The organism is Frigoribacterium sp. ME-P-080, assembly GCF_030209595.1.
Taxonomy (GTDB): domain Bacteria; phylum Actinomycetota; class Actinomycetes; order Actinomycetales; family Microbacteriaceae; genus Frigoribacterium.
Genome location: NZ_JARVRR010000009.1, coordinates 183,955 through 197,880, shown reverse-complemented (window position 1 = coordinate 197,880; position 13,926 = coordinate 183,955). Strand labels below are relative to the sequence as shown.

Below are 13,926 nucleotides of genomic sequence, written 5' to 3'. Positions count from 1 at the left end.
ACGACCGTGCGGCGGGACGGTCCCGCAACGAGGACGGTCCCGCGACGGGGACGGTCCCGCTCGCTCAGCGGGCTGCCGTGAGGGTGCCGCCGACGACGCCGGGCCGGTCCGACGCGTCGCCGAGGACGCGGTCGTCGCGACCCCGGTCGTCGCGACCCCGGTGCGACCCTGACGGGTGCGCCCCGGACGGGTCCAGCGCGGCTCGGTCGTCGCCGGGACGGTCCTGCAAGGCGCAGAAGGCCCACAAGATCGCGGACGTCGAGAACCAGACGAAGTAGTCGAACGAGAAGAGGGTGACGATCATGACGACGAGGACTGCCCGCCCCGTCCGGGAGGCGTGGACGAACCCGACGATGAGCGCCGCCACCAGCGAGACGATCCCGGCGATACCGAACGTGGCGAGCGTGGTCACGAGCTGGTTGTCCACGACCGTGAAGCCCTCCTGGGGCAGGAGGCCACGGGCGTACAACTCGGCCTCGCTTCCGAAGCCGCTGCCGGCCAATGCCTCGAGCGCGGGCCGCGCGAGGAGTCCGGGGACCGATCGGACCGCCCCCATCCGGTTCTCGTACGAGCCGGATGCCACGAGCGTCCCGACCGCGTCGACGATCTCGGACGCCAGGGCGGCGGCACCCGCGACCGCCCCGAGCACCGTCAGCACGATCTTCGCTGCCCGGGACCGCGCCTCGGAGGTCATCAGGACGTAGGTCACGGCGAGGAGGACGGCGGCGACGACGCTTCGGCTTCCCGACAGCAGGATGCCCGCCGACAGCACGAGGACGGCGAACGGCGGAAACCAGACGGGGAAGGTCCGCCGCGCGACGAGGACGAGGACCAGGCAGACCGCGAGGAACACGGCGTACGGGATGGGGTGGCCGAGGGTGCCCTCGACCCGGACGAGACCACCGGGCAGGATCTTGTTGTCGCTGACGAACGAGCGGCCCGTCGCGAGGACCTTGTACCCGAAGGGGATCGGACGATGGGTGACCGTGAGCTCGACGACTCCGACCACGACCTGCGCGAGGCCGAGGACGACGAGACCGCGGACGAACACGCGGAGGTCGCGGGGCGACGACGTCGACACGAGCCACGAGATCGCGACCCCGATCGCCGCGAGCTCGGCCATGAGGACGATCGTCGACGGGGCGAGCGCCAGCACGCAGACGATCGAGAAGGCGAAGAACGCGGTCGTCGCCAGTGTGGCCCGCGGGCGGCCGACGGACCACGAGCGGGGCGAGACGAGTGCCGCCACCGAGACTCCGGCCACGGCGGCCACGGCGGCGTGGCGGACGATGTCGGGCGCGGAACCCGACGTCGTCGAGATCAGGACGGCGAAGGCGACGACGAGCGCCGCGCCTCGTCGCCGGTCGGCCGGCAGGAGGAGCCCGCCGACGAATGCGACCAGGGCCGCCGCGGCGGCACCGGCGAGGACGACGATCATCGGGCGGCCTCCCCTCGAGCGTGCGGACTCGACGGACCGACCGGGGCGGGCTCGGCGGCGGGCTCGACGGCCGGCACGGACGAGGCGCGGCGCGACCGCGCGAGGACGACGAGCTGGACGACGAGCCCCACGGCCTCGGCCGACACGAGTGCCGACACGGCGCCCAGCGCGCCGTGGTGGGCGCCGAGCACGAGGACTCCCGGAACGCCGACGACCGCCGACGCGACGGACGCCGTCGTCGTCTGGGCGTGGCGCCCTGCACTGACCAGGGCGAGGCCGGCGCCACGAGACGCGCAGATGACGGTGATCAGCACGCCGCCCGCCAGGGCGAGGTCGGGCGACACCGGGACGGTGCCCGTGAAGAGGACGACGGCGACGGCCGGCATGGACAGCGCGAAACCGACGCCGACCACGAGGCCGAGCCCGGCGTTGAGACCGAGGGAGACCAGGCTGCGACGGTGCGCGAGTTCGGCGGAGGGCACGCCCACCCACGTCTGCAGGCGGTCGGGAATCGCGGACACGACCTGCAGCCCCATGCGCAAGGGTCGGTCCACCGCGGCGAATCCGGCGACGGAACCGGGCGAGACGGCGCCCAGCAGGGCCACGGGCAGGGATTTGTAGGTCGTCGCCACGCCCCTCCCGAGCACGAGGACGAGTTGGGAGCGCACGACGGCCGGGACCGCGCGGAAGTCGTCCGCCCCGGGCGGACGGGCGCCCCCGAGACGAGGCGCGACGCCGAACGTGACGACGGCAGCGAGGACCATGCCGGCGCCGTAGACCTCGAGCGGCGCACCGGCGGCGATCGCGACGGCCGAGACCAGCGAGACCAGCACGCGCGGCGACGTCTCGGCGACGAGGACCAACAGCGGGCGCCCGAGGCCGATGAAGTACCAGGTCGGGCTGAGTGCGCCGAGCGCGACACCCACGGAGACGAGCGCGGCCGCCGGGCGGTGCTCGTCCACGACGGCGAGCGTCACGGCCGCCGCGACGGGCAGCAGGACGGCGGTGGCGACGAGCTTGCTGGCCGATGCGGTGGCGAAGAGGTCACCGGGTGGCCGGGTCGCCCGGGCGACGCGTTGCGGGCCCACGATGCTCCAGCCGAGCTCGGCGACGACCGCCGTGGCGATGCCGACGGACAGGCCGACGGCCACCGCCGCCCAGCCCGACGCCCCGTGGGTCGAGGTGATCGCGGGGATCACGGCCAGCGGGGCGGCCGCACCGAGGGCCGGCACGAGCAGGTGGAGGGCGAGACGGCCGATCTGCCACCCGAATCCCCTCACGAGTGGACCCGCCGAGGGCCGAGGGCCGACAGGTGGTCCGTGAACCGGTCGTACGATCTCTGCACCACCGACTCGAGGCGCTCGGCGACGTCGCGCGGCGACTCCGCCTGGTGGGCGAGCGGGGCCCCCACCAACGCGTCGGCGATCGAGGAGGCGCTGGCCGGCTCGGTCTGGACGAGCAGGCCCCCTGCCGCGCACCGGACGTCGTCGAGGGCGCTGGATCGCTGCGTGACGACGGTCCGACCGCATGCCAGCCCCTGCCAGACCTTGTTCGCCACGACGCCGCGGGCCTTGGCCGAGGAGCCGAAGACCCCCAGGACGACGTCGGCCCGCGCGATGTGGGCGAGGAGTTCGTCTTCGGGCACCGCGTCGACGAAGGTGCACCGGTCGCCGAGGCCCGCTCGACGGACCCGGGCCTCGACGGCCCGGCGGGCGGGACCGTCGCCGACGAGGACGACCTCGACCCGGCGACGGGCCCCGATCAGTGTGAGGGCGTCGACGACGAGATCGACGCCGTGGAGGGGGATGTACCCCCCGTAGTACAACACCCGGAGCGCGTCGTGAGGCCGAGCGGGCGGCTGCCGGGTGGCCCAGGTCGGGGCACCGACCGCGAGGGGGACGACCGTCGCCGAAGGGCCGTGGCGCCGGACGATCTCGGCGGCCCGTGGCTCGGTGTCGATCAGGTAGAGATCCGCGCACCTCACGGCCGCGGCGTCGAGCACACGGAACCGGAGGGCCGCGGGCGATGCCGGGGAGACGCGCCGCCAGTCGTCGACCGCCGTCTCGTATTGACCGACGAACCCGTCGACGACGAGAGCGGCACCCTGCAGACGGGCGACGAGCCACGCGAGCGGCGCGTGGCTGAGCCGGAACTCGGAGAGCAGGACGACGTCGGCCTGCCGGGCGCCCCGGACGAGTGAGCGGACGTCCTCGATCGCGCGACGCAGCCGACCCGCGGCACGCGACCGCGGGGCGACGACGACCGACGCGCCGAGCTGTCGTTCGAGGTGGGCCCGCACGCGGACGTTACGGGGGTAGCCCGTGTCGTGCACCCCGTACTGGAGGACCCGGAGGGGACCCGCCCCGGGGCGAGGCGCTCGGGTCGGACGACCGGACGGGCCGCTCATCGGGCGGCCGCCGTGATGCCGAGCCGGGACAGCCGGTCGGCCACGGCGTCGACCGACGCACCGACGGACAGGAGCGAGGCGTTCGCGGCGACGTGGTCCGAGACCGTCCGGCGCAGCGCGCGGTCGGCGGTCAGGTCGCGGACGGCGGACAGCCACCGGTCGGGTTCGCCCACGGGCAGGACGAGTCGTCGTCGCAGGTCGGGGTCGGTCACGAGGAGGGGCGCGGCACCGTAGCTGTCACCCAGCAGGACGGGCACGCCCGCGGCGGCGGCCTCGACGGCGCTGCGACCGAAGGCCTCTCGTGAGGCCGTCCCGACGAAGAGTCCGGCGTCGTCCCACAGCCTCGCCGGGTCGACCCACCCGGGCATGGTCACGCCGTCGGGCAAGGAGGCGCGGAGCCGGTCCTCGAGCGGACCCTGCCCGTGCAGGCAGCCGGGGACGCCCGCCCGTGCCGCGAGCTCGACGAACGCCGCAGGCCGCTTGTCGACGTCGAACCGGGCCGCCCAGACGAGAGGCGTGGCCGCCTCGCCCCACGAGCTGCGGGCCGAGAGACGGATGCCGGCCGGGACGAGGTGGGGACGGCGCGCCCGCGCCACCTCGTCGGCGAGGACCGGCGTCGTCGCCCAGACGTCGTCGGCCCCGCGCAGGGCGCGACCCTCGACGAGGCGGAGGGCGACCCGACGGAGGCGCGCCTGCTCGCCGGGAGCGGGCCACGGCAGTCCGCGGACCCACGCCACCCAGGGCGTGGACCCGTGACGGCGCAGCCGGGCGAGGGCGACGTCGCTCTGCGTGACGAGCGTGACGACCACGTCGGCGGCATCGGCCTCGGGGGCGCTCGTCACGAGACCGGCGACCTCGTCGACGACCGCGCGACCGTGCGCGTGGACCGTCACCTCGCGGACGCCGGGGGTGGTCGCGACCGTGCCGCGAGCCGTCGGGCGCAGCCCCACGACGGCTCGCCAGTCGAGCCCCCGGCCCCGCGCTTCGGCGACCAGGTCGTGGGTCGAGCGGTAGACCCCGCTGCGGGCCATCAACGGCGCCGCGACGAGCAGGACCCGGGGCGCCGAGCGGGAGCCGCCAGCGGCGGGGGACGGGGCGGACGACGGCACGGAGCACTCTCGCTTCTGTTCGGGAGACAGGAGGTGATCGACCCTCAAGCCGAACATCAAGAGTATAGGTGTGAAATATGAGTCAGGTCAACGATCGCCCGACTCGAGGGGTCAGAAGCGGTGACGCACGACCCACGAGTGCATCACCACGGCGGCGGCGGCCGCCGCGTTGATGCTGCGCGTCGAGCCGAATTGCGAGATCTCGAGCACGGCCTCGGCCGCCGCGAGCGCCTCGGGCGACAGGCCCGGCCCCTCCTGCCCGAAGACGAAGACGCAGCGCTCGGGCAGGTCGAACGTCTCGATCGGCACCGACCCCTCGACGTTGTCGACGGCGAGGACGGGGAGGCGCTGCTCACGGGCCCACGCCAGGAACGTCTCGACGTCGGGGTGGTGCAGCACGTGCTGGTACCGGTCGGTGACCATCGCCCCCCGCTTGTTCCACCGGCGGCGACCGATGATGTGCACGGTGTCCGCGGCGAAGGCGTTGGCGCTGCGCACGATCGACCCGATGTTCATGTCGTGCTGCCAGTTCTCGACGGCGACGTGGAAGCCGTGCCGGTGCGCGTCGATGTCGGCCACCACGGCCTCCATCGTCCAGTACCGGTAGCGGTCGACCACGTTGCGTCGGTCACCCTCGCGCAGCAGCTCGGGGTCGAAGTGGTCCCCCTCGGGCCAGGCCTCCTCGCCGCCGGGCCAGGGGCCCACCCCGTGCGTGAGTTCGTCGCTCGGCGGGGTCGGGGACTCGTCCTGGGGCATTCGACCAGGGTAGGCGGTGGGCGGAGGCGACCCTCGCCTCCTCGTCGTCAGGGCACCTCGCTAAGGTGAGCGCCATGGGTGCACGCGAAGACGTCGAATGCTGGCTGACCGACATGGACGGCGTGCTCGTCCACGAGAACCACGCCCTGCCCGGCGCGGCCGACCTGATCCAGCAGTGGCAGGACGAGGGCACGCCCTACCTGGTGCTGACGAACAACTCGATCTTCACCCCGCGCGACCTGGCGGCCCGTCTGCGCGCCTCGGGGCTGCACGTGCCCGAGGAGCGCATCTGGACGAGCGCCCTCGCCACCGCCGACTTCTGCCGGTCACAGATGCCCGGCGGCTCGGCCTTCGTCATCGGCGAGGCCGGCATGACCACCGCCCTGCACGAGGCGGGGTTCATCATGACCGAGACCAACCCCGACTACGTCGTCGTGGGCGAGACGCGCAACTACTCGTTCGACTCGATCACCAAGGCCGTGCGGCTCATCCTGGGCGGTGCACGCTTCATCGTCACGAACCCCGACGCCACGGGCCCGAGCGCCGACGGCGTGCTGCCCGCGACGGGCGCGATCGCCGCGATGATCTCGAAGGCCACCAACAAGGAGCCCTACGTGGTCGGCAAGCCCAACCCGATGATGTTCCGTTCGGCGATGAACCGCATCGGCGCGCACAGCGAGAACACGGCGATGATCGGCGACCGGATGGACACCGACATCATGGCCGGCATCGAGGCCGGGCTGCACACCATCCTCGTGATGACGGGCATCAGCGACCAGGCCGAGATCGACCGCTACCCGTTCCGGCCGAACGAGATCCTGGCCGGGGTGCACGAACTGGTGCGCAGCGAGCCGATCGAGTCCGACGTGGTGCCGTCCGAGGCCTGAGGCCTCCGGAGGCGCGGGCAGCCTCGACGCGTCAGCCCGCGACGGCGACGAGGCTGGTCGTCAGGGGTTCGCCGCCGCTGCGGTTGACGAAGCACGAGTACGTGCGGTCGCCGGCGGCCCACGCGTCGGCGTCGGCCGGGAAGCTCGCGAGCAACTGCACGTCGGGGTAGGCCGCGGCGGCCTGCCGGTCGAGCGCGTCCGCGCCCGTGCAGAGCAGGTTCATCTGGCTCTGCAGCACGTCGGCACCCGGGTAGGCCGCGGCCGCGTCCCCGTCGAGGGTGCCCAGTCGGGTGAGCTGGGCGACGTGCGGCTGCGCACAGTCGGCGACCTCGTAGTCCTGCTGCCAGGCCGATTCGAACGCCGAGAAGCACTCGCCGCCCTGCAGGTCGGCGTACGAGTGCGTGCCTGCCGCGAGCGGCCCGGCCGGGGCGACCTCGGCGGCGGGCTCGACCGGCGCAGCCGTCACGGTCCGGGCCGCGGTCGGTGCCGCGGCGGCGGCCGACGCGTCGCTCGTCAGGTCGTCGGTGGAGGCGAAGAGCGATCGCGAGAGGAAGAAGAGCGCGACCAGCAGCAACAGGATCACGAGCCCGGCACCCACGGCGGCCAAGCCCTTGTGCGACCGGACCCACTCGGCCAGGCCTGCCGTGCGCGGCGTGGTGGCGGGCCTCTCGTCCACCGGACGGGTCTGCGGCACGAACACGCCGGCTCCGCCGACCTCACGGCGCGGCCGCTCACCCGTCAGGGCCGAGGTGGCGCTCATCGAGACGCCGGGCAGCACCTGCGTGGCATCGACTCCGGGGTCGTCGACGTCGGGGCGCTCGTCGAGGGCGGAACGAGGAGGCGCGAACAGCGCGGTCGCGGTCGTCACCTCGGCCCCGTCGTCCAGGCCCTCGTCATCGGCGTCGGCGTCTGGGTCTCGGTCGGCGCGGGACGACTGCTCGACGTCGGGCACGGGCCCGACCTCGGACGGCGGCACATCGCCGGAGCCGGACAGCGACCAGGCGCCGGGGGCGTCGTCCGCGTTCGTCGCGTGCTCGGGCTCGTGCTCGCTCTCGGGACGTGCGCCCCGCGGCTCGACGGCCGCGGTGCCGGCACCTGACGGGACGACGCCGAGGATCTCGGTGAAGGTGGGCTCGCGGTCCCCCCTCGAGCCGGAGTCGGCCCTGGGCTCCGGGACGGACGACGCCTGGGTCGTGGGGGTCGGCGTCGGCGTCGGCGTCAGCGTCGGCGTCGAGGGGACCGCCGCGGCGCCGGGGACGCCGGGCTCGACCCCGCCACGGGAGGCCGCCGAGGCGGCAGCGGCCGCAGCAGCTGCGGCTGCCTCGGCCAGACGACGCTCACGCCGCGTCATCTCGTGGTGCTCTTCGACCCACCACGGCGCCTCGACACCGCCTTCGCGGGAATCGACGGCCGGCTCGGGCTCGGGCTCGACATCGGACGCCGGCTCGGGCTCGGGGTCTGCCTGGAACTCCGGCTCGGGCTCGGGCATCGGCTCTGGCTCGGGCGTCTGCTCCGGCTCTGCTTGGAACTCCGGCTCAACGAGGCGCTCGGGCTCGACTTCGGCCTCGGGCGTCGGCTCTGGCTCTGCCGCCGCTTGGAACGTCGGCTCCGCTCGGTGCTCGGGCTCGGGCATCGGCTCGGACTCGGGCTCGACATCGGACGCCGGCCCGGGCTCGGGCTCGACATCGGACGCCGGCCCGGGCTCGGGCTCGGGCTCGGGCTCGGGCTCGGGCTCGGGCTCGGGCTCGGGCTCGGGCAGAGCATCCCAGTCGAAGGTCGCTGGTTCGGCGGATTCGGCCCGGGGTGCCGAGATGAGGGCGGTGAAGGGCCCTGGCTCGTCGCTCACGCCGGCACGCTCCTCGACGTCGGCGAGACCCGACGCCTGAGCGGCATCACCGGCGTCATCGGCGTCCTCGGGGTCGGACGGCGGCGACTCGGGTCGCCTCGACTCGGGCTGAGCGGGAAGGTCGGGAACGGGCACGGACGACGGAGGCGGCGGCGGCACGGACCCCGTCAGCGCTCCGAGGTCGAGTGCCTGGGGGTGACCGAAGGTCTTCGGCGGAGGCGTCCCGGCCGGGGACTCGGGCACGACGAACGGCAAGGGGGTCGGAGGCGACACCTCGGCCGAGCCCGTGGGCACGGACGCACCACCCGGGTCAGCCGGTCGCTCGGGGTCGTCGTCGTCGTGGGGGACGTCGACCGCTCGGGTGGCCGGCGGCAGGTCGAGGGCCTGGGTGGGGACGTCCTCGGGGGCGGTGTCGGGAAGACGACCCGCGCCTCCTGACGGGGTGTCGGTCGCGTCGTCGTCGTCGGCACCGTCGAACTGGGCGGCGAGCCAGTCGCTGGCGTCGTCGCGCCCGGCGTCGTCGCCGTCGTCGCCCCTGGGCCGGTCGTCGGTCACGGTGTCAACCCGAGGTCTTCCAGCCCGATCGCGGCGAAGTAGGGGTAGCCGGCCGCCTCGATCACCTCGCGGGCCCCGGTGCTGCGGTCGACGACGACGGCGACGGCGGCGATCTCGGCTCCGACGGCCTCGAGGGCCTTGGCGGCGGCGAGGGGCGAACCGCCGGTCGTCGAGGTGTCCTCGAGCACGATGACGCGCTTGCCCTCGAGGTCGGGGCCCTCGACCTGCTTGCCGCGGCCGTGGTCCTTGGGCTCCTTGCGGACGACGAAGGCGTCGTAGTCCTTGCCGAGCGCCACGCCCTGGTGCAGCACGGCGGCGGCGATCGGGTCGGCGCCCATCGTCAGGCCACCGACCGCGAACACGTCGGGCACCTCGTCGATCAGGTCGACCATGACCCGGCCGATCAGGGGCGCGACGCGGTGGTCGAGGCTGACCTTGCGGAGGTCGATGTAGTACGTCGCCTTCTTGCCGCTGGTCAGCGTGAAGTCGCCGTGGAAGACGGCCTCGGAGCCGATGTAGTCGATGAGCTGCGTGCGTGCGTCGGTCACGGTGACCCATGGTAGAGCAGGCGGGCTCCGAACGTCGGGGCGGGCGGACACGGCTCGACGCCCCGTCGGTGGACGGCGGCGGCCTCGGACCCCGCCGGTGCCGGCCCGGTACCGTGGTCGGCATGCGCGTCGCGACCTACAACGTCAACTCCGTCCGGGCTCGAGTGGGCAGGGTCGTCGACTGGCTCGTCCGTGAGGACGTCGACGTCGCGGGACTGCAAGAGATCAAGTGCAAGCCCGAGCAGTTCCCCTACGACGCCTTCCGCGAGGCCGGCTACGAGGTCGAACTGCACGGGCTCAGCCAGTGGAACGGCGTCGCGTTCGTCAGCCGCCTGCCGATGGAGGACGTCGAGATCACCTTCCCGTCGCAGCCGGGCTTCGCCAAGGGCCAGGAAGGCCCCGACCAGCCCAAGGAGGCGCGGGCGATCGGCGTCACGGTCGAGGGCGTCCGCCTGTGGAGCCTCTACGTGCCCAACGGCCGCGAACTGGGCGACCCGCACTACGACTACAAGCTCGACTGGCTCTCGAAGCTCGCCGCCGAGACCGAGGCCTGGCTCGCCGCGCGCCCCGACCAGCCGTTGGCCCTGATGGGCGACTGGAACGTCGCACCGCTCGACAGCGACGTGTGGGACATGTCGGTCTTCGAGGGCCACACGCACGTCAGCCAACCCGAGCGCGACGCCTTCTTCCGCTTCGAAGAGGTCGGCCTGACCGACGTCGTCCGCTCGCGCCTGCCCGACGGCTACACCTACTGGGACTACAAGCAGCTGCGCTTCCCCAAGAACGAGGGCATGCGCATCGACTTCATCCTGGGCTCGAAGGCCTTCGACGGCCTCGTGACGTCCGCGGCCATCCATCGCGACGAGCGCAAGGGCGACGCCCCGAGCGACCACGTCCCCGTGGTCGTCGACCTCGACCTCGAGACCGAGCTCGACGACGACCGCCCGATGATCTTCTGAACCCCGGCCCCGCTCGCCTGCGGCGCTCGACACCAGGAGGCGCGGGTCAGGCGAGCAACGCCGCCACCAGCACCAGCACGGGAACCGAGAGGATGGTCGTCGCCAAGACCGTGTCTCGGGCGACGACGACCCCGGTCTGGTAGCGCTGGGCGTAGTTGAAGACGTTCTGGGCCGACGGCAGACCGGCCAGCACGACCGCCACGAAGAGCTCGTCGCGGTCGAAGTCGAAGACGAACGCCCCGAGCAGCCAGGCCGCGACCGGCATGACGACGAGCTTGAGGACGACGGCGACGACGATGTCGGCGCGCCCTTGCCCTGCCTGGAACGGCTTCGAGCCGTACAACGACATGCCGAACGACAGCAGGACGACCGGCACCGCGGCACCGCCCACCAACTCGAACGGCTCGCGGACGGCCTGGGGGATCTCGAGGCCGGTGACCGCCACGAGCACACCGAGGGCGGACCCGATCAGCAGGGGGTTCGTGAACGGTCGGGCGATGGTGCGCCCGAGGCTGCTGCCGCGGTTCGTCACGGTGTCCATGACGGCGAGCACGATCGGCGTGAGCACGAGCAGCTGGTAGAGCAGGACGGGGGCGACGAAGGTGGCACTGCCCAGCACGTAGGTCGCCACGGGCAGGCCGATGTTGTTCGCGTTGACGTAGGCGCCACCCATCGTCCCGATGGCCGTCTGCGCGGCACTGCGTCGGAGGACGAACGTCAGGACGACGACCGAGAGGACGGCGGCCAGGAGCGAGGCGAGCGCCGAGACCACCAACAACCGCGAGAACAGCACGTGGACGTCGGCCTGCGAGATGGTGGAGAACAGCAGGCAGGGCGTGAGGACGAAGAAGACGAGGCGCGAGAGCACCCGGTGGCCGGAGTCTCCGAGCAGGTCGATGCGACCGACGACGTAGCCGGTCACGATGATCACGCCGATGATCGCGAACCCGATCAGCACTCCACCCATGGGTCCATCCTGTCGCACGCCCCGGGGGCCGGCGGGACGACCGGGTCAGGCCACGGGCACGCCGTCCCCCACCGGGGCGCCGATGCGTTCGAGCAGATGCGCCGCCTCGTCCTCGGCCTGGGCGTCGACGGCCCAGGCGACGACACCCGCCTCGCACGCGGCGACGGCGAACGCCTCGCCGGTCGGGAGCCCGCTGGCGCGGGCGAGGTCGTCGGCGAAACGCCTCGCCGCCTGGGCGACCGGGCGATCCGACGCGACGACGACGAGGGCACCGCGACGCAGGCCGTCCGCGAGGCTGTCGACCGCACGGTCGAGCTGTACCGCCGTCGGGGTGGCGGCGTCGACGGCCACCACGGCCCAGTCGAAGCCGACGACGTCGTCGATCGGGGTCGCCATCTCGCACGAGAGCACGACGACCTCGGCGTCGAGTGCCGCCGCCCGATCGGCGACGGGACGGATCACCGGGTACGGACCGGCGAGGACGAGCTTCGGGGCGTGGGCGAACAGCATGACGGGGCCTCTCGGGGTGGAAGGAGCGCCCGGCGGGTCCGACCGGGCGGGACATCGAGTCGACGATGCGTCACGTACTACTCTACGTGTGACATTTACATTGCACAAGACGTTGCGGCCGTCACCGTTCGGAACAGGCCCTGCACTCCCCTGCGCCCCCGCGCCTCCTGACACCCCGGGACCCGGCCGTCGGGCAGAATCGACGGGTGACGCGCCTCCACGATCCCTCGGTCCACACGTTCGCCAGCGACAACTACGCCGGAGCCCACCCCGAGGTGCTGCAGGCGATCGTCGACGCCGCCGGCGGCCACGTCGGCTCGTACGGCGCCGACCCGTACACGCAGCGGCTGGCCGAGGTCGTCGTCGAGACGTTCGGCGAGGGGGCGACCATCGACCCCGTGCTGACCGGCACCGGTGCGAACGTCGCGGCCCTCCAGGCCCTCACCCCGCGCTGGGCGGCCGTGATCTGCGCGACGACCGCGCACGTCTACACCGACGAGGGCGGCGCTCCCGAACGCCTGGGCGGCATCAAGCTGTTGACCGTGCCGACCCCCGACGGCAAGCTCACGCCCGAGCTGATCGACCGGCAGGCCTACGGCTGGGGCGACCAGCAGCGCCCTCAGCCCCTCGCGGTCACGATCACGCAGAGCACCGAGCTCGGCACGGTCTACACGCCCGACGAGATCCGGGCCGTGACCGACCACGCGCACACGCTCGGCATGCGGGTGCACCTCGACGGCGCGCGCCTGGCGAACGCCGCCGCCTCCCTCGGCGTCCCGCTCCGCGCGATCACGCGCGACGCCGGCGTCGACTCGGTCTCGTTCGGCGGCACGAAGAACGGCCTGGTGCTGGGCGAGTCGGTCGTGACCTTCTCCGAGGAAGCACGGGCCGGCTTGGTCTACCTGCGCAAGATGGACGCACAGTTGGCCTCGAAGATGCGCTTCGTCTCGGCACAGTTCCTGGCCATGCTCGAGGGCGACCTCTGGCTGCGGTCGGCGACGAGGGCCAACGCGATGGCCGCCCGTCTCGCCGACGGCTTGGCCACCCTGCCGGGCGTCGCTGTCACCCAGGCGGTCGACGCCAACGCCGTCTTCGTCGTCCTGCCGCCCGAGGCCGTGGAGCCCCTCCGCGCCGCGCACCACTTCTACGACTGGAACCGCGCCACGGGAGAGGTGCGACTCATGTGCTCGTTCGACACCACCGAGGCGCACGTCGACCGGTTCGTCGAGGACGCCCGCACGCTCGTCGGCTGAGGCCGGGTCCGCTCAGGCCAGGTCGGGTCAGGCCAGGTCCGCTCCGGCCGGGTTCGCTCAGGCTCGGGCGGCCTCGACGAACGCACGGATCAGGTCGACGCTCTTCACGCCGCGCGACGACTCGACGCCCGAGCTGACGTCGACCCCGACGGCACCATGGGGTCGGAGTCCGGCCAGCAGCCCGGCGACGTTGTCCGAGGTGAGCCCGCCGGCCAGCAGCCACTCCCGGGCAGGCGGCGCCGACAGCAGCGGCCCGACGTCGAAGGTGGCGCCGGCACCGGGGTCGATCGCGTCGAGGAGCAGGGCGTCCTCTCGGAAGGCGACCCGCGCCTCCTCGGGTTCGGCCGCGTAGACGGCGGCGCTGACGGCACGGATCACCCGGAAGCCCGCCGCATGGGCGGCGGCAACGTCCGCCGGGGTCTCGTCGCCGTGCAGCTGGACGGTCGACACCGAGGAGGCGCGGGCCGACTCGAGCACCGTCTCGATGCCCTGCCCGCGGAACACGCCGACGGTCTCGACGCCCGCCGGCACGCGCGCCGCCAACGCGCGTGCACCCTCGGGATCGATCGTGCGCGGACTGCCGGCCGCGAAGACGAACCCCACGGCGTCGGCCCCGGCCTCGACGGCGGCGTCGACCGTCTCGGGCGTGGACAGGCCGCAGATCTTCACCCAGGTGCGCATGGTTCCAGTC

General features: G+C 73.2%; 13 protein-coding genes. 3 read left to right on the top strand and 10 right to left on the bottom strand.

The window, feature by feature from the left end; all coding sequences use genetic code 11:
* Positions 1-64: 64 nt before the first annotated feature.
* From QRN23_RS14015 to QRN23_RS13995, 5 genes are all read right to left on the bottom strand, one after another.
* Entirely contained in the window at positions 65-1,438 is a 1,374-nt protein-coding gene (locus QRN23_RS14015) for an O-antigen ligase family protein (RefSeq protein ID WP_285063878.1), read from the bottom strand.
* On the bottom strand, positions 1,435-2,718 hold the full coding sequence (locus tag QRN23_RS14010; RefSeq protein ID WP_285063877.1) for a hypothetical protein: 1,284 nt from the start codon (positions 2,716-2,718) through the stop codon (positions 1,435-1,437). Before QRN23_RS14010 ends, QRN23_RS14015 begins: the two co-directional genes overlap by 4 nt.
* The gene (locus tag QRN23_RS14005; protein ID WP_285063876.1) at positions 2,715-3,737 is read right to left on the bottom strand and encodes a glycosyltransferase; all 1,023 of its coding nucleotides are present in this window, start codon (positions 3,735-3,737) and stop codon (positions 2,715-2,717) included. Before QRN23_RS14005 ends, QRN23_RS14010 begins: the two co-directional genes overlap by 4 nt.
* A 104-nt stretch (positions 3,738-3,841) precedes the next feature.
* A complete protein-coding gene (locus QRN23_RS14000; protein WP_285063874.1) occupies positions 3,842-4,954 on the bottom strand; it encodes a glycosyltransferase in 1,113 nt (370 codons plus the stop codon).
* A 111-nt stretch (positions 4,955-5,065) separates the two neighbouring features.
* Positions 5,066-5,710: a TrmH family RNA methyltransferase gene (locus QRN23_RS13995; protein WP_285063872.1), complete on the bottom strand. Its 645-nt coding sequence runs from the start codon at positions 5,708-5,710 to the stop codon at positions 5,066-5,068.
* Between the two features lie 74 nt (positions 5,711-5,784).
* On the opposite strand from QRN23_RS13995, the gene QRN23_RS13990 reads away from it, so the two are divergent.
* Positions 5,785-6,597, top strand: a complete 813-nt coding sequence (locus QRN23_RS13990; RefSeq protein WP_056049640.1) for an HAD-IIA family hydrolase — start codon at positions 5,785-5,787, stop codon at positions 6,595-6,597.
* 31 nt (positions 6,598-6,628) lie between these two features.
* Here QRN23_RS13990 and QRN23_RS13985 read toward each other — a convergent pair whose 3' ends face one another.
* Both QRN23_RS13985 and pyrE read right to left on the bottom strand, forming a co-directional pair.
* A complete protein-coding gene (locus tag QRN23_RS13985) occupies positions 6,629-8,998 on the bottom strand; it encodes a septum formation family protein (protein WP_285063870.1) in 2,370 nt (789 codons plus the stop codon).
* A complete protein-coding gene (gene pyrE, locus QRN23_RS13980) occupies positions 8,995-9,546 on the bottom strand; it encodes an orotate phosphoribosyltransferase (protein ID WP_055978230.1) in 552 nt (183 codons plus the stop codon). Before pyrE ends, QRN23_RS13985 begins: the two co-directional genes overlap by 4 nt.
* Positions 9,547-9,668: 122 nt before the next feature.
* Here pyrE and QRN23_RS13975 point away from each other — a divergent pair, with 122 nt between their 5' ends.
* Entirely contained in the window at positions 9,669-10,505 is an 837-nt protein-coding gene (locus QRN23_RS13975; protein ID WP_285063869.1) for an exodeoxyribonuclease III, read from the top strand.
* Between the two features lie 46 nt (positions 10,506-10,551).
* Here the strand turns inward: QRN23_RS13975 and QRN23_RS13970 are convergent, their stop codons facing one another.
* Together QRN23_RS13970 and QRN23_RS13965 are read right to left on the bottom strand one after the other, a co-directional pair.
* A complete protein-coding gene (locus tag QRN23_RS13970; protein WP_285063868.1) occupies positions 10,552-11,472 on the bottom strand; it encodes an AEC family transporter in 921 nt (306 codons plus the stop codon).
* A 45-nt stretch (positions 11,473-11,517) separates the two neighbouring features.
* Positions 11,518-11,982 (bottom strand): hypothetical protein, encoded by a 465-nt coding sequence (locus tag QRN23_RS13965; RefSeq protein WP_056049647.1) that lies wholly within the window; start codon positions 11,980-11,982, stop codon positions 11,518-11,520.
* A 206-nt stretch (positions 11,983-12,188) separates the two neighbouring features.
* On the opposite strand from QRN23_RS13965, the gene QRN23_RS13960 reads away from it, so the two are divergent.
* Complete coding sequence (locus tag QRN23_RS13960) at positions 12,189-13,235, top strand: threonine aldolase family protein (RefSeq protein ID WP_055978224.1); 1,047 nt, start codon at positions 12,189-12,191, stop codon at positions 13,233-13,235.
* A gap of 57 nt (positions 13,236-13,292) precedes the next feature.
* Here QRN23_RS13960 and QRN23_RS13955 read toward each other — a convergent pair whose 3' ends face one another.
* Complete coding sequence (locus tag QRN23_RS13955; protein WP_056049650.1) at positions 13,293-13,916, bottom strand: phosphoribosylanthranilate isomerase; 624 nt, start codon at positions 13,914-13,916, stop codon at positions 13,293-13,295.
* Positions 13,917-13,926 lie beyond the last annotated feature (10 nt).